The sequence below is a fragment of the Sporocytophaga myxococcoides DSM 11118 genome, from assembly GCF_000426725.1.
GTDB classification, from domain to species: Bacteria; Bacteroidota; Bacteroidia; order Cytophagales; family Cytophagaceae; genus Sporocytophaga; species Sporocytophaga myxococcoides.
This window is the reverse complement of sequence record NZ_AUFX01000004.1, coordinates 93,711-113,833: the sequence shown is the minus strand read 5'-3', so window position 1 is coordinate 113,833 and position 20,123 is coordinate 93,711. Positions and strand designations below refer to the sequence as shown.

Here is a 20,123-nt window from a genome sequence, read left to right as displayed (position 1 = left end):
ATTTTTAGATTGTATTATGGTTGTTTTTTTGTTAAGGGAAGATATTCTTTCTGTCAAATAGGAAGTTTCAGTAACTTCACTATTTGAGAAATTAAGTACAGAAGTGGTTTTAAATGTCATTAATTCAAATAGTCATTTGTAAAGTGGATCGCCACTTTCATGTGGTTTGGATGCTTATCCATTATATTGCTTCTAAGGTTTTGATTCTTTGGTGTAGATTCATTTTAATTTTTTAATCCACCATCATATGAAAAAGATTATATCCTGCATCGCAGGTTTTTTATTCCTGAGTATTTCAGGAATGTCCCAGGTCGATAATAATGTTAAGTTCAATGTGAATTTTAATGATAACTATAATGATCTTAGTTCATACAATCTTGAACCTACAATTGGTAATGTTTTAACAGGTTATGGGAGATTTCGAAGCTCAATTACCCAACAGGCTGGAAGGTTTACTGGTACTGTTATAAGTAATTTGAGTTATGGGAGTCCCGAGCATCTTAAGAATGATGATGAGTTCAGCATTAGTATTTGGTATCAAGGAGGAACGGATAAGCTGAATGATTCGGAATTACTCTTAAGCAAGTTTGATCTGTCGATTTCTCTTGAAGAAAATAATACTCCTACCGTTTCCGGAGTTGTTGATGAGGATTGGAAGTTAAATGCTTATAATTCTTCTGGTAAGTTATTTAATAAAGGATATGGATATTACAACTGGCATCATTTGGTTGTAGTTAAAAGGAACGATTCTATATTCATATACAGAGGTAATAAGCTAAGAGGGTCCGGTAAATATATTCCATCTCAGCTTCCTTCTTCGGATAAAGTAATTATTGGAAAAGGGTTTAAAGGTGAAATTGACCATCTGACAATATATGAAGGAGCTCTTTCAAATGCAGAGATCTCATATTTGTTCATCAGTAATCAGGATTTGACGGTCCCACCTGTTAATTGTCCGGATAGCATTTTCTTTCTTCCTGTTCGTGCAACTTTTAATGAGGGGAATACTTTTTCTTTTTGCGAAAATTTAAGCGGGACTTTTCATATTTCTAATAAAGTCGGTCCTTATAATTTACTAAGTGGGCTGATATATCTGGAATACCCTGGCGGTGCTAAGGAAATAGTAAGTGGAAGTCAGTTCTCTCTGGATGAGGTAGGGGTGTATCAATTGACTTTTTTAACTGCTGAAAATTGTATGTTAAAAAGATCATTTGAAATGTTACCTGTTCTGGAAAAGCCGGTATTGTCGTTTCAGAAAACAGCTATATGTAGAGGTACGGAAGATTTTATAGAACTTGAAATTCCTGTGGGGGATATTTCTAAAAATTTTAATGGAAAGTCAAATATTATTTCAATAGAGTTAATCAATGGTGCAGATATAATTGGAAATTATTCTGCTAAGGATTCTCGGATACCAATAGCTGCTGGAGGTTTTTATAGAGTAAATGTTAGATATGAAGGCTGTATTAATCGCTCACTTTGGTCAGAGGATTTAATTATTGATGAAGAGGTTTGCTCACCTACAAGTGTGGATTATGTGGACAAGAGATCAGGAGTTAATATTTTTCCAAATCCATCTAACGGATTAATGTTTATTGAAAACCCTGAAGGATTGACAGATGTGACAATTGTATCAGCAATGGGAGTAAAGACAAAGGAGAGTGTAAGGGGGAAAATGCTTGACTTATCTGGTTATAAGCAAGGTGTTTATTCGATCCTTATTCCCATGGATAAAGTTGTTATTAGGCAGAGAATTGTAATTGAATAGTTTTAGTCTTCCCAGGTAATTATTTCTAGTTAAAAGGTTTGCTGTTCGGCAAACCTTTTTTTGTCCCAATTTATTTCTGTTAAAACTTTTTTAAGTAAACAAACGTTTACTTACTTAAAAAATCCTTATATTGGTTCTGTGTTAATCTATTTTAAAAAATGAGACCAAAAGATCTTGAAAAAGAGGAGGCTATTCGTACTATAGCTTTGAAGATAATAGCAGAAGAGGGCTTGGAAAATTTGAGTATGCAGAAATTAGCAAAAGAAGCGAACATCTCTCCACGGACTATTTATATTAAATATGAAAACAAAGAAGATCTGTTAATTAAACTCTTCATTGATGAAGTTTTAGGGGCTTATGAAGAAGCTGTGTTGGAAGGGTTTGAAGAAACAATGGATTTTGAGACTGGCGTAAAAAAGATGTGGTTGAATACATTTAAGTATTTTAAAAGCAACAGGCAATCTTATGTGTTAATGCAGTATGGGAAATCTTCACCTTTACTCAATAAGGCTTTCAAAGAGAAAAATATTAAAGAAGGACAATTCTTTGCACCAGTTCATCTCTTTTTGAAAAGAAATTCAAAAGCTGGCGTAATTAAAAATTTTCCTATTGAAGTTCATAGAGCTCTATTGTTTTCCCCACTTCTGGATCTTATCAATGAATATTTTGAATATAAAGAGAGGCCCAAGCAGATCATAACTGAAAAAGTGATTTTAGAGTGCTGTGATGCAGTAATTAAAGGTATTAAGTTATAAGCTAAAGTTAAAAGTCATGATTTCACAATTCTTCTTCATGAAACACGACTATCGAATTAGTAGAATTTAAGCCTGTTTGATTTTCATTGAATTACTAAAAATAAATAACCCATGGAAAAAATTAAGAACAAAAGAATTGCCATTGTTGGCGGAGGGCCTGGTGGATTGACATTGGCAAGACTTCTCCAAATGAATGGTGCTGACGTTAAAGTTTATGAACGTGATCTCAATAAAGATGCCCGTGTTCAGGGAGCAACTCTTGATTTACACGAAGAGTCAGGCTTGAAGGCTATCAGAGAAGCTGGACTTATGGAGGATTTTAAAATTAACTATAGGCCAGGTGCTGACAAAATAAGGATTACTGATAAGCATGCAGCAATCCTTTATGATCAGCATGATGAACAAGGACACATAGAAGCTTTTGGGGATGAATATTTCAGACCAGAAATTGATCGAGGACCTTTGAGAAAAATTTTGTTGGATTCTTTGAAAACAGATACTGTTGTATGGGATAGTCATTTTAAAACTATGGTTGAAGTGGAGGGTTCATGGAAACTTGAATTCCAGAATGGTTTGTCTGCCATGGCTGATATCGTTGTTGCTGCAGATGGAGCGAATTCAAAGATCAGGCCTTTTATTACTCCTCTAAAACCATTTTATTCTGGTGTAACCATTGTAGAAGGTGCAGTTTATCATGCTGAAACCGAAGCTCCGGACATTTTTAAACTTGTCAATGGAGGTAAGGTGTTTGCTTTTGGAGATGAAAAGAGTTTAATAGTTAGTTCAAAAGGTGATGGGAGCATAACGTTTTATACAGGCTGTAAGACTAGTGAAAGTTGGTATAAGGCTAGCAAAATTGATTTTAGTAATAAAGCTCAGGTTAAAGCATGGTTTACAAATGAGTTTAAAGGATGGGATTCCAAATGGCTTGAGTTATTTGAAAAAGCAGAATCTCATTTTATTCCAAGGCCGCAATATTGCATGCCTTTAGATCAAAGCTGGACTTCGCTCTCTAACCTCACAATGCTTGGTGATGCGGCTCATTTGATGCCACCTTATGCAGGAGAGGGCGTAAATATGGCAATGCTTGATGCAGTGGAATTATGTAACTGTTTATTAAGTTCTGAATTTCCGGATGTACAAAGTGCTATAGCTGCTTATGAACGCCAAATGCTTTTAAGGTTTGCAGATGTAGCAAGGATTACCCTTGAGCAAACAGATTCATTACATTCTGCAAATGCAGTTTCAAATATGTTGGAATTATTTAATCAGTTATAAATGATTGTATAATTTATATTGATTTTTACCTTGGTGAATGATTCTAACTGCAAGTAAAGTAAAAGCTCCTGATTTCTCAGGAGCTTTTGTGACTTGAAAAGAAAGATTTTGCTTTTATACTGTTTATTTTTCTTTCCATTGACAGTGTCTGAATTTTTTCCAATTTCTTTGTCTGTTCTTGATTGTAGAATTTGAAGTTTCCCAGCCATGAGGAAAGCAGAAAGAACATTCCTTCTTCCCATAAATGATTCTGGATATTTGAATGTTGGAAGTTTTGGGAGGAAAGTCAATCTGTTCCCAACAATCAGTCAATCCAAACGCATCTATAAGTTGTTTTTTCCTTTTCATTAAAGTTTACATTAGGTGAATACCTAATGCAAAGTCCCTTTTTGAAAATCGCTTAATTTTATCACTGCTCGTTTGTAATTGTCTTAATGGTATAAGTATTTATGTAAATTAATATAAATTGTAGTCTTAAAAAATTAAGGTCCTTCAACTCATATGAATTGAAGGACCTTAATTTTTTGTTTTGTATCTGTTCCCGAGACTTATGTCAATTATTGGATAGAAGGAGAATGAAGCGTTGCCATCATGTTGCTTCTTGATTTTGCCCAGTAAAACAAACAGCCTATTGGTAGCAGGATGCTCATAATGGCTGAAAACAGGAAGTATTTCTGAAAATTTTTCTGAGGTATATCTAATGAATAGATAATAACTCCGTTTTTTACAAGTTGAAGCACATCATTATCATTACCTAAATCAATAAAGGCGTTTTGTGCTTTTTTCAGATAGATAGTAATTGCATCATCTTTTTTAATCAGGTTGCTTACCTCCTTCATGGTTTTGTTGTTTCCGTAAGCTACTCTGAATTGTCCAGTTTCTGCCATGGTGATCCATACTTCAGGCTTTCCTTGTTTGCCTTTTGCTTCCTTCATGCGAACAGCTTCTACTTTACCGGTCAACTCATTCAATTCCTGAGAATCCATATGGTATAAGCGGTAATATGAAAAGGAAAAATAAATAGAGAATAATGTGAACGCGACAAGAGCGAAATACTGTAAGTATGTGCCAATTGTCTTTTTTATATCTGTGTTAGTCGTTCTCATAAGATTCAGATTTTTTCTTTTTAATAAGAGTAATCAGTTCTAATACCGTAAAATTGAACAATAAGTTATTGATTTTAAAATGCTTAAAAGTTTTAAAATCTTCTAAATTGGCTGAAATTAAAGGAGCTTTTTACAAAAAGGAGGTGCTTTTCTTCTAAAATGACCCACTGAAATGATCATACGTAGGTGTTTTTTGCTCTGATTTTACCCTAAGGGGATATTTATTTATGTTGAAAATTGTCATTATAGCCAGTATTCAAAACGAGCTGTCAGATTGCTTGTATTTTTAAGGGGGGGTGTTCTAAAACGAATGTGATTTTTGAAAAAACGACAATTGAATAGGGGAAAACCCTGATAGGGCAGGCGCTTATTTATAAACTGTCTGAAATTTTAAGGCCAAAATTTTTTTTCATTTTTTTAAAATTTTTTTTCGATTTCACTTTTTGGTAGGAATTAATGGACCTTAATTCTAAAAATAGGGTACAAGAATTCTATAAAAGAGTAATTACCTATTAAAAGGAATACCTTGCAGTAATTTCAAATTTATTATCAGCTGAAGTTGAAAGTTGCCTGGTGCCTATCAGAAAAGATCCCATAAAACTAATGGTGCCATAGTCTAAAGTATGAGCATTAATACCAAGTAAGATTGCAATACCACGTTTGAATTTGAAATTGGCTCCTGCTTCAATTACTTCTGCCATCAATAATACAGGGGCATATTCCAACGATCCGGGGTTTCCGGATTCTTTGCGGAAATAGAGGTGATTATACATTGATACTTGTGGGCTGATATCAAAATTGTATATACCATTGAGGTTTAGCACAGGTTCCAGCTTAAAGTTCTGTTGTATGGGGGTTAAGACAGATTGAGTGAATTGCTCTACTGAAGCGCCCAGTTTTAATTTTCTCCAATGATACCACATACCAGCATATCCATCGAAAGCAGTAGAAGTACCTCCTCCAACAGACTGAGATCCGTTAAGTGTAAGAGATACTGCACCAAGTGCAAGTCCCAGTGAAATATAATGTTCTCTTCCAATCGCTATAGTTCTCGAATATCTTCCGTAGTATCTGCTTCTCTTTATGAATGGACCGTCATTATTCGTCTGAACAAGGGCGCCGATTTTACTGTACGAAAGTGACTTCCTGTTTCCTGGTTTAAAATCAAGATCAAGATATCTTCTGTTAACTCCCTCAAATAAACCGTAAAGTGCACTATTCCCTATTCTTAGATTAAACTTTCCAGAAGTGTCTTCACTTGCAGGATTAAACATTGCGTAGTTTTGAAAGAACTGATCAAATGTCAGAAAAGATCCTCCCGCGGACTGGGATTTAGCCTGTCCGGGTAATAAAGAAAGCAAAATCAGAAGCAGACTAATGAGTCTTGGAGTTTGCATTTTTTATCTAATTTATAGAGGAAGGGAGATTTTACTTAATATTTAGTCCCGAAAAACTCCTAAAATAAAGGAAAATAAATCAATTTTTTTTGCCTCTTCTAAAATTTTAAGTTTTGCAAGGAAATACACTTTTCCATTTTTCCGTTGATAACGTGTAACTTAAAATCAGGGTTAGTCGTCTGGAAAAAAAGCGGCAAAGTAAAGTTTACTTTTCTTTTTTGATAGTGTAATACCAATCGAATCTTGAACAAGGACCCAGAAATATTAGCAAGTATAAAGTCTGGCAAAAACAGTCAGGTGTTATCCTATTTGTATGAAACTACCTTACGGAAAGTAAGGCATTATATTCTTACACATGGAGGAAACATGGATCAGGCAAGTGACATATTTCAGGATTCTGTAATTATCTTGTTTAATCAGGTCAGAAAAGGTAAGTTTGATGAAAGACATGCGATTGATGCATTTGTTTATACCGTCGCAAAAAACCTTTGGCTGAATAAGTTGCGGGATGAGAAACGGATTTCGAATTATGAAGATATGACTGTCTTTGAAGTCGCAGAATCAGGGAAAGATTCTCTCTCTGATCTCATTACAAAAGAGCGATCTGCGGCTGTCAGTAAGTTGTTCGGACAGTTAAATGAAAAATGCAGAGAGCTCCTTCATTATTACAATCATGAAGGGTTGTCTATGAAAGAGATAAGTGAAAAGCTGGGGTATAATAATGAGCAAGTGGCAAAGGCCAGCCATTATCGATGCAAGCAATCACTTATAAATTTGATTAAAGGAAATAAGTTACTGGAAAATCTTCTTAGAAATTGAGCACTGAACAGGAAAAATATCATTTGATAGATCGCTATCTGCGTGGGGAACTTGCCGGGGAAGAGCTTGAAGATTTTACCAAAAATCTCTCTGATGATCCGGGTCTTGCCGAAGATGTTGCTTTTCAGAGTGAAGTAAATGAACTGATATCTGTGAATGCATACCACGAGCTTCGGAATCAGATGTCTTCAGATATTGCCAATATTGATAAAGGTAGCAGCAGTAAAGGTTTTAATAGAACCATTAGTGTAATATTGATTGCTGGTTTGTTATCTATTGCGGGAGGTTATTTTCTGCTGAAAGACAATGATAAAGAGAGTTCTGGATTGTCAAAAAATGATAATCAGGAATTGGTTAATACTGACAATATCCCTTCTCTGAAACTGACTGAGGCGGAGAACAATGCTACTGCATTTGAACAAGATCAATCGGCATCTAGAGTTACCAATCCAAAGAAATCTTCAAAAAATATCAATGATGATAATGGTGTTGAAATACAAGATAATGCAGAGTCATTAAGCAGAGTTTCCGCGGATACTTTCGTATTACCTTATCAACCTACCACCATTAATGAGACCAACAAGGAAGTTAAAGAGCCTGTTTCAACTATATCTGATAAGTCTGAATTAAATGCTGATCCTTGTGCAAAAGCAGTGATTAAAGCAAGATGGACTATATCAGAAGCTTGCCAGGCAAGAAATGACGGAAAGATCGAAATTGATGAAAACCTGATTCAGGGAGGAGAAGAACCTTATAGAATAGATCTTTATTCCGGAAGTCAGAAAGTTGATCCTTCAGATCTGGATCACTTATATTCAGGTAATTACACGCTCAAGATTACTGACGTTAATGGTTGCCTGGGTAAATGGAACGTTAAGCTGTTAGAAAAAAATTGTCAGCCTACGGGTGTTTCTTTCTCGCCTACTCAAGGAGAGACATGGGCGTTTAATGGGAATGACAGGAATAGTTATTATCTTAGCATATATAACCAAGCCGGACAATTAATATTTAAATCTTCCTTATTGTCAGGAATCTACGAATGGTCTGGTATTAGTAATGCCGGTTCAATGGTAGAAACTGGGTTTTATGTTTATGTCGTTGAATATACCAATGGTAAAAAGGAGAATGGTCAGATAACGGTGATCAGGTAATGAGCAGAATTTTTAAAAATCTTTTAAAGCTAATAGGCATAACTTTGACTCTGATACTTTCAGAGAATAAAGCCTATTGTCAGACTTTTACTCTGCCTGATACTAATTTTCGGAATGTATTGTTGTCTAGGTATCCTGGTGTGATGACAGGAGACAAGCTGAATATTCCCGCTGCAAATAATTTCTTCTTTGATCTGATTATTACCAATGCGAACATCTCTGATCTTACAGGCATAGAGAATTTTAAATCTGTGTTTAAGATTGATGCTTCCATGAATAAGATAAAGACAGTACCAAACCTTTCAGCGATCACCAATCTGCAATATCTGTTCCTGAACTACAATCAATTGACCAATGCCAATTTTGTAGTAAATAATACCAACATATTACAGATTCAGCTGTTTTATAACAATCTTACATCTTTCCCGGAAATGCCGGGAGCTACAAAACTTCAGAAACTTTTTCTGTCAGGAAATCAGCTCTCGTGGATTTCAGGTCTTCAATATCTTACAGCACTTGAAAATCTTCAGTTTGGAGTGAACAGGTTTGACAGTCTTCCGGATTTTTCGAAGAATCCTAAATTGAATGAGTTGCATTGTGATCGTAATAGACTTAAGGATCTTAATGGTGTTGAAAAGTTACCAGGCTTGAAGATTATTTATTGCTGGGGAAATCAAATTACAGATCTTTCCAATTTAAACAACAATACTACTCTTGAAGAACTGTATGCAGAGGACAATTTGCTGACCTCCCTTCCAAACTTTTCTAATAAAACATCTTTGAGAAAGCTATCTGTTATTAATAACAAATTGACATTCGAAGATCTGTTACCACTAACTCAATTAACAGGATTATCGAATTTTGATTATGCTCCTCAGGATTCTATTGGTGAAAATGTGGAAAGGACAGTTAGGCTTCTTGAGCCAATAAATTTTTCTGTGCAAGAAGATGCAGGGATAAGTGGTAATCAATATGCATGGTATAAGAATAATAATTTGATAGGTTCTGAGACTTTGTCTGGATTTAATATCAGCAAAGCAAAACCTTCAGATGCCGGTAACTATAGGGCAGAAATTACCAACCCAGCATTACCATCATTAACTCTTCAGCACAGAACATGGAGAATTAATGTTGACAATTCCTGTATGGACATAAATTCATATGGATATAAAATTTTAAGTCAGGACTGCAAAGAAGGTACGGGCTTTAAAGTTGAAGTATCAACAGAAGGCTCACAACCACCTATTACATACTCTTTGAATATTGCCGGGACAAGCGATACAATTCAGAGTGCTTCTGGTATTTTTACAAATATTCCTGCTGGTAATTACATGCTCCGTCTGAAAGATCAGAGGGGTTGCAGGATATTACTCGATACCCAGCTTACCATTTACAGAGCATCTGATTGCGATCCGGTAATATCTCCACTTGAAGGAGGGCAACAAAGTTCATATTTTATCGATAAACCAGGGGTTGCGAGAATACTCGATATGAATGGAAATGTCATCCGAGAGTTCCTTGCTCCTGCAACTTGGGATGGCACTGGTTCCGGAGGTGAGATGGTAACAACCGGATATTATGTTATAACAATAGACAATAAGAAACTTACCAATATAACGGTTGTTCGTTAAAACCTACACCTCTTTTTTTTATACCATCTTTTCATTATTAGGTATTTACTTCAGACTACTACTAATAAGAATAGGATAATTTTTTGATAAGATAAAACCTTTTCAGTTTACCTTTTTTTGATTGCAGTGTAGATGTATCAGTTCCATAAAATACATTCAGAATTTTTGTCTTTTCTTTCAGCATAGAGTAATTGCAATAATTGATTGTCTTAAATGGAATTACAAATGCTTCGTTCAATACTCAACTTGAAATAAATCTTATATGAAGGGAAAAGGTTTACTTATTCTTATCTTCCTGCAGGGGATCTTTACGTTTCTTCAGGGGCAAACGCTAAACTATCCTCCATCATGTTCCATCACAATGCCTCATAGCAATGCTTATTTTAAGGCAGGTACTGATGTGGAGATCCACGTTTATTCTACAGATATCGGTAAATCTGCTAATAATGGAACGGTTACAAAAGTTGAATTTTATAATGGTACCACACTTTTAGGAGAAGCTACTACTCATACCAACTATACTTATAAGTATGTCTGGGGATGTGTTCCCGCGGGTACTTATACTATTAAAGCAAAAGCTACAAATAGCAAAGGCGTTACATTTACTTCAGTAGGTGTGGTAATTACCGTAGGTACTGCCAATGTTACACAAAGGGGAATGAGTGCCTGCAAAGGCAAGTACCTGGCTAATATTATACCCGGTGCTCCACAAGTTAACTATAATAATTATTGGAATGGTGTAACAGCTGAGAACAACTGTAAATGGGGCCCTGTAGAAGGAACCCGCGATCAGTTTAACTGGAATGGAGCGGATGTATGTTACAACCATGCTAAGAATAATAACATGATGTTCCGTTATCATGCATTGATGTGGGCAAGCCAGTATCCTGCATGGTTTAAAAATATAACTTCCACTACTGAAGCCAGAGAAGAAGCTCTTGAATACATGACTGCTGTTGCTCAAAGATTCCCGCTATCAGATCAGGTAGATGTGATCAATGAACAATTATCCGGTCATCAGGCAGATAACCCCATCTTTGCAAATTTACTAGGAGGAACAGGAAGCACAGGTTATGACTGGCAGATTTGGGTATTTACTCAGGCACGTGCCTTATTCCCAAATACAAAGCTGATTCTTAATGATTATGGCCTTGAAAACAATACCTCTGCAATTAACAGTATGTTAGGGTTGGCGAAAGCTCTTCGCGACAGAGGTCTGATAGATGGTTTCGGAACGCAGGCGCATTGTTTTAATGTAGATCAGACAAGTGCAACTCAGTTAAAGTCAGCAGTAGATTTGATGGCAACCGGTGGTGTGCCTGTTTTTGTAACAGAGCTTGATTTAAATGGTGGTGTTGAATCTGAAAGTAATAATACTCAACAGGAAACTAGTTATAAAACGCACTTCCCTGTATACTGGGATCACCCTGCGGTCGCAGGTATCACCATTTGGGGATATATCAGTGGTGCAACCTGGAAAACGGGAACAGGCCTCATGAGCAGCTCAGGAACTGAAAAGCCTGCTTTTACATGGCTTAAGAATTATGTTTCCGGTAAAACAAGCGTTGGTTATCCGGCTTGTGCAACAGGAGCATGTACTAGTAACGGTGAATTGCCCAAAGTCGAACTAACAGGTCCTGCCAACAATGCTACTTTTAAAGTAGGAGCAAATATTGCACTAACGGCGACAGCAAGTGATAAAGACGGAAACATTACCAAAGTTGAGTTTTTTAACGGCTCCACCAAGTTGGGAGAGGATGCTACAAGCCCTTATTCCTATGACTGGAGCAGTGTTGCAGAGGGTAACTATAAAATCACTGCCGTAGCTACTGATAATTCCGGAAATAAAGTCACTTCTGCTGAAATATCAATAACTGTTGGAAATCCTAGGACTCAACTAATTACCAATGGAGAGTTTGATCAGAGTACTAGTGGTTGGGAAATTCAGAATAACAGCAGCGCTAGTGGTACGATGAATGTTATTACGAATGGAAATATGTCCGGAACCAATTCATTGAAGATATGTCCTGCTACTCCTGGTACAGAAGAATGGCATGTTCAGGTGAGACAAGCAACTCCTTTAATTGAAGGGAAAAATTATAAAGTGAGCTTTATAGCTAAAGCTGATGCTGCAAGGACTATGACTGTAAGTATACAACATGACGCCGATCCTTATACTACATATTTCAGTAAAACTGTTGATCTGACAACCACATCTCAATTGTACTCATACGAGTTTAATGCCACTACAACGGATGACATTGCCAAACTGAAATTTTATATAGGTAAAAATTCTACATGTGTTGTAATCGATAAGGTGGAAGTAAGCGAAGGTAATTTTCAATTAGTGGCAGAAGTTACAGCTTCCGGAAGCAGCACAGTTTGTGAAGGATCTTCTGTGGTGTTGAATGCAAATACTGGAACAGACTATACTTATCTTTGGAAAAAAGATGGTGAAGCAATTAACACAGCGACATCTGCTTCATATACAGCTACACAATCAGGAAGCTATACAGTAACAATTACTGCAAGCGGTCAGTCAGCTACTTCAGATGCTATTGAAGTTAAGGTGAATGCAACACCTTCATTGCCAAGTGTAACATCTCCAGTATTATATTGCCAGAACGCCAGTGCAATAGCACTTATAGCAAATGGCGCAGCTTTAAAGTGGTATGCCGGATCTTCAAACGGAACGGGAGTTGGGACTGCTCCTGTTCCTGTCACCGGTGTAACGGGAACAACAAATTATTATGTGTCTCAGACTGTAAATGGATGTGAAAGCCCCAGAGCTCTTATTGCAGTGACGGTAAAGTCATTACCTCTTGCATCAATATCAGCTGTTGGGTCAACAACAGTCGTGGAAGGAAATAGTGTAGTGCTGAACGCTAATTCAGGCACAGGCTTAAGTTATAAGTGGTTTAAAGATAATATTCAGGTAGGAACAAATGCTTCCTATACTGCAACTTCATCCGGAAGTTATTCAGTAGAAGTCTCTAATGACGCAGGATGCAAAGCGACTTCTACTCCTACTGCTGTTACAGTTAACCCTAATCAACCTTCTGTAATCACAATTAACGCTCCTGTGTCTAATGAAAATATCATTGGCGATGTCGTCACCTACGATGTAAAAGCAGAGGATCCTGACGGTACGATTACCAAGGTAGAGTATTATCTGGATGGTAAACTGGTGGGTTCATCATCATCTTCACCATACGTATTTGAATATAAGAATGCCAGCCCGGGTAATCATGAAGTATTGATAAAAGTGACGGATAGCAATGGTGGGGTAACAACTTCAAGCCCTATAAAGCTGAGTGTGAGTGTTACTACAGGTGTGTTCTCAGGAGGCTATAAAGTCTTTACTGGAATCGTTCCGAATCCATCGAATGAGTCGTTTAAGATTACTTCTAATATGGCCATAAAGCAGTTAAGGATTACAAATATTTATGGTGCAGAAGTAGAAGTATTGAATGAGATACCTGCGGATCAGACAAGCAATGTTGGGTTTGACCTGAAAGGCGGTACATATCTTATGACAATTGAGTATGTTGCCGGAAGTATTGAAGTTTTAAAACTTGTGAAGCTTCAATAAATAGTTGTTTTTTTAAGTTGTTGTTTTTTTTAGGGGTCATTCAGCGTTGCTGATGATCCCTTTTTTTATTTCGTTACATCGTATTGGCTGCTGAAGAGTTATGTTCCTTTGTTGGGAAACTTTGAAATAAAATCTCCCAGGGCACTTTTTAGCAATTTCAACTTTTAAATCACATGAGATTTCGTAAGGCGGATTGGGGAAACTATTTATTCAGAAGGATTAATACGCCTATAGTTTTTGTCTGTAAGAACAAAGGCAATTTTTTTATTTCTCCCTAGGACCTAAAGTGAAGGGAACTATGTCGTTGCTAAAATCATTTTATATGTATTAACGAATCATAACTCTTTAATAGAAATGTCTTTACAACAACTGACACCTGACAAATTCTTTTATTCCAATGATGGAAAGGTATTCACCAGTATAGAAGAGCTTTATAGAGGCTTGAAAGAAATGAGTGAGGAAACCTTTCTCTACCATGTAAATAAAGAAAAAAATGATTTCTATAATTGGATTAAATTTGTAGTTAATTACGACAGTTTCGCCAAATCTATACAGAAAGTAAAAACAAGATCTGGTTTCCTTAGAAAAGCCAAGGAGTTTGTTTCTGCTTAAGATTTTCTCAGATAAAATTCATAAATTTATGCAAACAGCCTGTAAATGTTACAGGCTATTCCCATTTATAGGTAACCATTTCTCCTTAATCAGTGTAAGGGAAAATATCCAAACGTGTAATCGATGAAAAAAATAGTTCTATCAGTATTTCTTCTTTTACTATTTACTCCAATTTTAATAAAAGCAAAAGATTATAAAGGAGCAGAATTAAGGACCAATGAATCCTATTTATATGGTCGCTTCGAAGTAAGCATGAAATCTGCAGCTGGAAGTGGTATAGTCAGTTCTCTTTTCACTTTTTATGATAGTCCTGATTTTGTTACCAACTGGAACGAAATAGATATAGAAATACTTGGACGATACAACAATGAAGCACAGTTTAATGTGATAGAAGGCCGGCATAAAATGCATGAACACAGGCAGGTACTGGCCTTTAACCCTCATGAAGAATTTCACACTTATACTTTTGACTGGACTCCTGAATATATCGCTTGGAGCGTAGATGGTCAGGAAGTGCACAGACAGACTGGAGAGCATATTGCCAGGATGGATAAGCCTCAGAAAATAATGATGAATTTATGGATTTCCGAGTTTTATGACTGGACGGGCCCGTGGAATGATTCTATATTGCCAAGGGATGTGCAATACGACTATGTTAAATATTATGAGTATAAGAAAGATAATACCTTTAAACTGAAGTGGACGGACGACTTCAATTTCTGGAATACGGAAAGATGGTCTGCCGCGTCACATACCTTTGATGGTAATAAAGTAGATTTTACCAGTGATAATATAAAGTTCAAAAATGGTAAACTCATCTTAAGTCTCTCCAAGGAAGCAGCTCCTGTAATGACAACTGAAACGCAGGAAACTAGTTCTGAAGGGAAGGGACAAATTCAGGAAGTAAAGCAGATTGATGATAAGCATTTACAAGTCACTTTCCGCGGTAACACTTACGCTCCGTATGCTAATAAAAAATATTTTAAGGTAGATGGAAAAGGGGCGATCAAGACAAAGCTACATTATGACCTTAGGACGCTTGATGTTTATTTTCAAGAACCGTTGAATGATCAAACATTGAATAAGCTGGAATATACGGGGCCCGGAATGAAAGTGCAGGATGTTGAGATTATTAAGAAATAGGTTTTAATATGCCGTTATAAAAAGCAATAGCTTTAGGTTTTTAATCAGATAAATAGAAAGGCTGTCTTGATAGGACAGCTCATTTTTTTTATGGACCAAAAAATTGATTAGGAAAAAAAATTAAATAACAATGCTCATGTGTGGGAATCCTCAATAAACGTCAGCAAATCAATAATAGTGGATGGAATAGTAAAGTTTATCAATAACCATAGCAGGATAAAATCTTAATTAAAGCTAATAGTATCATCTGATCAATGTCACAGTTTTTTGAACATCTTCATTAACATTTAAAAAATATAATCCTGGCGTTAATAATTCACCTCTGTCATTGGTTCCGTCCCAGAAAGCGGGTGTTGTCAGGGTTTTGATGTGTTTCCCATTTCTATCGTAGATGTTGGCTTTACCAGCATATGGTATATAATACATATCTGAGACCCCGTCACCATTAGGAGAAAAGTAATCTTCATTATTGCTTATTGAATCAGTGTTAACTTTTCCCAATGTGAAATGATTTCCATGCTTGAGTTCAACCCCTCTGAAGACATAGCGTCCGTCACGAGTTACCTCTGATACTTCGATCACACCTTCTCCGATTTTTTCCATCGCAAAAGAACCGTCGTTGTCTGTATCTATTATAAGTCTTATATCTTTGAAGTTGATTGATGAAATATTTTTAGGATCTATAATAAGGTCAACCTTTGATGATTTACCTGTTTTAGAACATATCCATTCGCGCTCCATTCTGAATTGAACACCTGTAGGTAAATTGCCATTTGCCGAAGCTAAAGTTTTTCCATTATGAGCAATAAACATAAATTCACCTTTGCTCAATTCTGAAATATTGAGCAGCTCTACCATACCATCACCTCTTGCTGAAAGTTGGGACGTACCATCATTTGCTTTTCCTATTCCTATCAATTCAAAATCGAAGTTGCCGGAATTAGGATCATCAAATTGGTAAATGTCATTATCTTTAAGTGGAATGTTATATTTTGCTGAGAGGTAATTCTCTAGTATTATTTTTTCGGCACTGCTAAGTATTTTATTATACACCAGTACACAAGCAATGTAGCCATCAAAGAATGACGGTTCAGTATTTGCCTTTGCATTGGAGGTTGAGCCTATATAATATCTTGATGGAACATTTATCGGTTGTGTGCCTGCCTGATAAACAGAATCAGTATTGGTATTATGTCCAATTCTTAGTTTCCCAGTCCATGCTTCTTTTTGTAATACTGCAAAATATGTTTTGTTTAGAGATGCCGGTGCTTTAACACAATAATCAGTAGAAGAAGTAGAGTCACCAGTACCTGCTGCTATGCTTGTGTCGCAGAATGCAAGGCTTATGTCGTTTGTAAATCCGTTTGCTCCTCCATCAACAAGGCCCGCTCCGAAATACCACATACTAGTATCATAGTTTATGGCCTTGACAGGGCTTATATTATTTCCCCCTGCTTTGGTCAATGCATGAAAGATACAGTATATCGTGATATCATTGGTTTTGGAAAATGATTTAGATACAAGGAAGTTTCTTTTGTTTCCTTTGCCATCATTTCTAAAAAAACGAATGCCACTCTGATTATTCAAAAGTGGATTAGAGGTTGATAATTTCGGATTGGTTGAATCACTTCCAGACATCACATGGTTATTGCTGCCACTGAGATCTTTCCAGAATAAAACCTTTTCTCCAGGCTTGGAATTTTTTTTTGCTAAAGTATCAGAAAACGTTCCATTCCCCCCATCCAGCCATAATTTTAGTGATGAACTGCCATCATTCATGCCTACTCCCGCCGGGCCTGTTTGTGACTGAGCAATCAAGCAAAGACACGAAAATATAACTATTAAAATGAAGGGCCTAACCATAATTTTTTCTTGCTTTTCTGGTTGTTTAACAACCTTTGGCGACATAAACATGTAAATATAAAATCTTCGTAAAGAAGATTTTTTTTTTGGAAATTTTATTTTCCTTAATTATTTACTCTACAAACGAAAAATAAAAAAGTAAATGTATTTTTGAAATTTCGGAAAAATAAAACTAAAATCACGACTTTGGTCTGTGTTTAAAATGTACACAAAGGGACTTTTTTTGCTGGCTTCCATATGCTTCTGCTCTTTGAATGCTTTTGCACAAAGCAATTTTTCAGAGTCCTTTATGCACTTTCCGATGAATATTCAATTACATGCACCTTCTCATGTTTGTCTAGACAATGACTTTCAGTCAAATTTTGTTTACAGATCTTATTTTGGCAGATATTCAGTGATAAGGACATATTATGCTGATGCAAATGTTAATTTGGGCAAGAACCAGAATGAAACAGAAGTTGCTGTAAATAAGAAGCATATACTCGGAGTGGGAATATATAATGATCGGGAAGGAGAATATTTTAACAAGGTAAGAGCGATATTGCGGTATGCTGTCCATATTCCTTTAAAAGAAAATTTATTCTTAGCCGGAGGTGTAGCATTGCATATGATCAACTATAATTTTGATGCGTCTTCTTCCGGTGCTTCAGGATCTTCATTTACCTGGGCAGCCCATATGAGCACTACATTGTATTCTCCAACTTTCCGTTTGGGTGCTTCTCTCAATGATTTTAACAACCCAACTGTTACTCCAATTAGTTATAGCTTTCTCATCAACAGATATGTAAACCTGTATGGAGAAAAGTTTTTCGACCTGGGACCTAAAACTCAGATTCGTGGCGCTGCCCGATGTAACTGGATCCTTGGAATTTCATCCTCCTATATTCTTCAGGGTGGTTTTGTTTTGTCCAATACTGTAGGTGTCAGCGCTTTTCATTATACTGACAACGGCTCAGGTCTGATTCTTGACCTTTATAAAATAAAGCTTTACAAAAATTATTTTGACTTCTCTCTGACATACCTCGTACCTCAATCCAACGTATACCCTGTTGCAAACCAGTATGAGTTAAACCTTCATTACTATATCACCAGGGAATGATATCTTCCTGAAAATGAATGTATAATTGTTGGTTTTTTACAATTTGACAATTGTGTTTACTTTTTGAACTCTTTGTTTGTAGGAAGAATATGTTAAAAAAGGACAAAAATCAGGAAATTATTGAGGCCATTCTAAATGGTCATAATACAAGAGTCCTTAACCATTTATATCAATCAGCCTTGCCTCAGATAATGAAATATATCTGTCTTAATAATGGAGATGAAGATGAAGCAAAAGATATTTTTCAGGATGCAGTAGTATCACTTTTTACTACGGTAAGATTAGGCAAATTTGAACAGGGAAAAGATATAAATGGCTTTCTATATTTTGTTTCCAGGAACTTATGGATCAATAGAATTAAAAAGAGAAATAAGCAATTAGATATTTCAAAAATGCAGATGCCTCCTATGGAAGAAAGCCATCTGGCTGTGATCATTACAAAGGAAAAGGAAGAGTTGATAGAGCAGTTTATGAGTAAAGTTGGAGATAAATGCAAACAGATACTCAAATATGTGATATACGATAATCTGAGCATGAAAGAAGTTGCTCAAAAAATGAGTTTTGCTGGTGAAACAGTGGCTAAGAGTACACATTACAGGTGTAAGCAGAAGCTCATGGAGCTTGTAGAGAATGATGGTACAATGATTAATTTTTTGAAGAATGAGCTCAGGTAGTGAAATATTAGAAAAGGTAGAACTCTATAGTAGAGGCAAAATGAGCGTTGAGGAAAGAGCTTCTTTTGAGGAAGAACTGGCTTCAAATGAGCAATTACAAAAGGCTCTGAATCTTTCTGTGCTTGCAGAGGAATTGGTCGTTGCACAGGAAGCGTTAAAATTAAAAGAACAGATGCGTAAGGACTTATATAAGTCCAAACCTAATTGGAATATTTATGCACTGGCATTGTTAATTACTCTTGGTAGTGGTGTATTTGGTTATTATTATTATTTAAACTCCAAAGATAGTAGTTCTCCTGTTGTGCATAAGTCTTACAAGCATGATCAATCTGTAAATAATAAACAGCCAGATGAGACAGAAGCTGCTCCTTTATTAAAGTCTGATAAAAAGGCAGAAAGAATAAGCGGTCGTTCCGAGGAAAAATTAATTATATCTCAAGTCTTGCCTGCTTCTGAATCAATTACAGATAATGGGCCACAGATGATTCCACAGACTGGACTGACATTTAAAGATTCTGTAGTTAATGAAGAACAGAAAAAAAACAATAGTCCTGTTTTGACTCCCGTAGATCCTTGCCTGGATTTTAAAGGTGATGTTAAATTTACTGTAACGCCCAACTGTAAAGGAAAGGAGACTGGGGAAGTTCGGCTATATCCTGAAACTGTTAAAGGTGGAAAGCAGCCTTATACTTTTATGTTAAATGAGGAGCAATCATTATCTCATTTTGATCGCCTTTCGTCCGGAACATATAAACTTAAGATAAAAGATGCCAGAAATTGTATTGTAGAAAGTACGCAGAATGTAGTGATTACAGATCAGATATGTAAGACTTCAAAGGCTTATATTTTTAATCCTGAATATGACCGTGCATGGTCTGTTCCTTATGATAGAGATAAAGATCCTGTGAGTTTTGTATTAATAGAGAAAAGTGGTAAAGTATTTTATCAGTCCAGGGTTCAGAGTTATCAACCTTCAGAATGGTCTGGAGAAAGTAATATGGGACAGGATCTGGGAGTCGGCTTGTATTTTTTTACAATCGAATATTCTGATGGAAGTGTAGATGATGGGACTGTTACAATAACAAGATAAGAATTGCACGGCTGATTCAACAGTTCGCATATACCTATTAGTGCTCAAGCGCCCGCTTGAGTACAAGGCTATTAATGTGTTAATCAAATACCTTATACCATAAAGTTTTTTTATTATACTTTTTAAAAGATGTTTACAATCACAA

At 36.1% G+C, this 20,123-nt stretch carries 16 protein-coding genes; 12 read left to right on the top strand and 4 right to left on the bottom strand.

Going from position 1 to position 20,123, the window contains the following annotated elements:
- The first annotated feature begins 247 nt into the window (after nucleotides 1-247).
- The 3 genes from K350_RS0103385 to K350_RS0103375 all read left to right on the top strand — a co-directional run bounded on the left by K350_RS0103385 (nucleotide 248) and on the right by K350_RS0103375 (nucleotide 3,801).
- A complete protein-coding gene (locus K350_RS0103385) occupies nucleotides 248-1,768 on the top strand; it encodes a LamG-like jellyroll fold domain-containing protein (RefSeq protein WP_028978695.1) in 1,521 nt (506 codons plus the stop codon).
- Between the two features lie 158 nt (nucleotides 1,769-1,926).
- On the top strand, nucleotides 1,927-2,523 hold the full coding sequence (locus K350_RS0103380) for a TetR/AcrR family transcriptional regulator (protein WP_028978694.1): 597 nt from the start codon (nucleotides 1,927-1,929) through the stop codon (nucleotides 2,521-2,523).
- A gap of 111 nt (nucleotides 2,524-2,634) precedes the next feature.
- The gene (locus K350_RS0103375) at nucleotides 2,635-3,801 is read left to right on the top strand and encodes an FAD-dependent oxidoreductase (protein WP_028978693.1); all 1,167 of its coding nucleotides are present in this window, start codon (nucleotides 2,635-2,637) and stop codon (nucleotides 3,799-3,801) included.
- 123 nt (nucleotides 3,802-3,924) lie between these two features.
- Here the strand turns inward: K350_RS0103375 and K350_RS31905 are convergent, their stop codons facing one another.
- The 3 genes from K350_RS31905 to K350_RS0103355 all read right to left on the bottom strand — a co-directional run bounded on the left by K350_RS31905 (nucleotide 3,925) and on the right by K350_RS0103355 (nucleotide 6,304).
- The gene (locus K350_RS31905) at nucleotides 3,925-4,149 is read right to left on the bottom strand and encodes a hypothetical protein (RefSeq protein ID WP_081670877.1); all 225 of its coding nucleotides are present in this window, start codon (nucleotides 4,147-4,149) and stop codon (nucleotides 3,925-3,927) included.
- Nucleotides 4,150-4,358: 209 nt separating this feature from the next.
- A complete protein-coding gene (locus tag K350_RS0103360; protein WP_156026901.1) occupies nucleotides 4,359-4,907 on the bottom strand; it encodes a hypothetical protein in 549 nt (182 codons plus the stop codon).
- 512 nt (nucleotides 4,908-5,419) lie between these two features.
- Nucleotides 5,420-6,304, bottom strand: coding sequence for a type IX secretion system membrane protein PorP/SprF (locus K350_RS0103355; RefSeq protein WP_051312836.1), 885 nt, complete (start codon nucleotides 6,302-6,304; stop codon nucleotides 5,420-5,422).
- A gap of 243 nt (nucleotides 6,305-6,547) precedes the next feature.
- Between K350_RS0103355 and K350_RS0103350 the strand changes: the two genes are divergently transcribed.
- From K350_RS0103350 to K350_RS27230, 6 genes are all read left to right on the top strand, one after another.
- Nucleotides 6,548-7,123, top strand: coding sequence for an RNA polymerase sigma factor (locus K350_RS0103350; RefSeq protein ID WP_245598433.1), 576 nt, complete (start codon nucleotides 6,548-6,550; stop codon nucleotides 7,121-7,123).
- Nucleotides 7,120-8,274, top strand: a complete 1,155-nt coding sequence (locus tag K350_RS0103345; RefSeq protein WP_028978688.1) for a T9SS type B sorting domain-containing protein — start codon at nucleotides 7,120-7,122, stop codon at nucleotides 8,272-8,274. Before K350_RS0103350 ends, K350_RS0103345 begins: the two co-directional genes overlap by 4 nt.
- The gene (locus K350_RS0103340) at nucleotides 8,274-9,905 is read left to right on the top strand and encodes a leucine-rich repeat domain-containing protein (RefSeq protein WP_081670876.1); all 1,632 of its coding nucleotides are present in this window, start codon (nucleotides 8,274-8,276) and stop codon (nucleotides 9,903-9,905) included. Before K350_RS0103345 ends, K350_RS0103340 begins: the two co-directional genes overlap by 1 nt.
- 262 nt (nucleotides 9,906-10,167) lie before the next feature.
- Nucleotides 10,168-13,497, top strand: a complete 3,330-nt coding sequence (locus tag K350_RS30740) for an endo-1,4-beta-xylanase (protein WP_051312834.1) — start codon at nucleotides 10,168-10,170, stop codon at nucleotides 13,495-13,497.
- A 354-nt stretch (nucleotides 13,498-13,851) separates the two neighbouring features.
- Nucleotides 13,852-14,109, top strand: a complete 258-nt coding sequence (locus K350_RS0103325; RefSeq protein ID WP_028978686.1) for a hypothetical protein — start codon at nucleotides 13,852-13,854, stop codon at nucleotides 14,107-14,109.
- Between the two features lie 123 nt (nucleotides 14,110-14,232).
- Nucleotides 14,233-15,252 carry a family 16 glycosylhydrolase gene (locus K350_RS27230; protein ID WP_028978685.1) on the top strand — a complete coding sequence of 340 codons (1,020 nt, stop codon included), beginning with the start codon at nucleotides 14,233-14,235 and terminating at the stop codon, nucleotides 15,250-15,252.
- A 243-nt stretch (nucleotides 15,253-15,495) separates the two neighbouring features.
- Here K350_RS27230 and K350_RS0103315 read toward each other — a convergent pair whose 3' ends face one another.
- A complete protein-coding gene (locus K350_RS0103315) occupies nucleotides 15,496-17,115 on the bottom strand; it encodes a DUF8202 domain-containing protein (RefSeq protein WP_162144127.1) in 1,620 nt (539 codons plus the stop codon).
- A gap of 202 nt (nucleotides 17,116-17,317) precedes the next feature.
- On the opposite strand from K350_RS0103315, the gene K350_RS0103310 reads away from it, so the two are divergent.
- The 3 genes from K350_RS0103310 (at nucleotide 17,318) to K350_RS0103300 (ending at nucleotide 19,978) form a co-directional block, all read left to right on the top strand.
- A complete protein-coding gene (locus tag K350_RS0103310) occupies nucleotides 17,318-18,214 on the top strand; it encodes a type IX secretion system membrane protein PorP/SprF (RefSeq protein WP_028978683.1) in 897 nt (298 codons plus the stop codon).
- A gap of 89 nt (nucleotides 18,215-18,303) precedes the next feature.
- Nucleotides 18,304-18,888 (top strand): RNA polymerase sigma factor, encoded by a 585-nt coding sequence (locus tag K350_RS0103305; protein WP_028978682.1) that lies wholly within the window; start codon nucleotides 18,304-18,306, stop codon nucleotides 18,886-18,888.
- Nucleotides 18,875-19,978 (top strand): hypothetical protein, encoded by a 1,104-nt coding sequence (locus K350_RS0103300; protein ID WP_028978681.1) that lies wholly within the window; start codon nucleotides 18,875-18,877, stop codon nucleotides 19,976-19,978. Before K350_RS0103305 ends, K350_RS0103300 begins: the two co-directional genes overlap by 14 nt.
- The last annotated feature ends 145 nt before the right edge of the window (nucleotides 19,979-20,123 follow it).

Coding starts and splice junctions, on each gene's coding strand:
- K350_RS0103385 (WP_028978695.1), top strand. CDS start 248: ATGAAAAAGATTATATCCTGCATCGCAGGTTTTTTATTCCTGAGTATT.
- K350_RS0103380 (WP_028978694.1), top strand. CDS start 1,927: ATGAGACCAAAAGATCTTGAAAAAGAGGAGGCTATTCGTACTATAGCT.
- K350_RS0103375 (WP_028978693.1), top strand. CDS start 2,635: ATGGAAAAAATTAAGAACAAAAGAATTGCCATTGTTGGCGGAGGGCCT.
- K350_RS31905 (WP_081670877.1), bottom strand. CDS start 4,149: ATGAAAAGGAAAAAACAACTTATAGATGCGTTTGGATTGACTGATTGT.
- K350_RS0103360 (WP_156026901.1), bottom strand. CDS start 4,907: ATGAGAACGACTAACACAGATATAAAAAAGACAATTGGCACATACTTA.
- K350_RS0103355 (WP_051312836.1), bottom strand. CDS start 6,304: ATGCAAACTCCAAGACTCATTAGTCTGCTTCTGATTTTGCTTTCTTTA.
- K350_RS0103340 (WP_081670876.1), top strand. CDS start 8,274: ATGAGCAGAATTTTTAAAAATCTTTTAAAGCTAATAGGCATAACTTTG.
- K350_RS30740 (WP_051312834.1), top strand. CDS start 10,168: ATGAAGGGAAAAGGTTTACTTATTCTTATCTTCCTGCAGGGGATCTTT.
- K350_RS0103325 (WP_028978686.1), top strand. CDS start 13,852: ATGTCTTTACAACAACTGACACCTGACAAATTCTTTTATTCCAATGAT.
- K350_RS27230 (WP_028978685.1), top strand. CDS start 14,233: ATGAAAAAAATAGTTCTATCAGTATTTCTTCTTTTACTATTTACTCCA.
- K350_RS0103315 (WP_162144127.1), bottom strand. CDS start 17,115: ATGGTTAGGCCCTTCATTTTAATAGTTATATTTTCGTGTCTTTGCTTG.
- K350_RS0103310 (WP_028978683.1), top strand. CDS start 17,318: ATGTACACAAAGGGACTTTTTTTGCTGGCTTCCATATGCTTCTGCTCT.
- K350_RS0103305 (WP_028978682.1), top strand. CDS start 18,304: ATGTTAAAAAAGGACAAAAATCAGGAAATTATTGAGGCCATTCTAAAT.
- K350_RS0103300 (WP_028978681.1), top strand. CDS start 18,875: ATGAGCTCAGGTAGTGAAATATTAGAAAAGGTAGAACTCTATAGTAGA.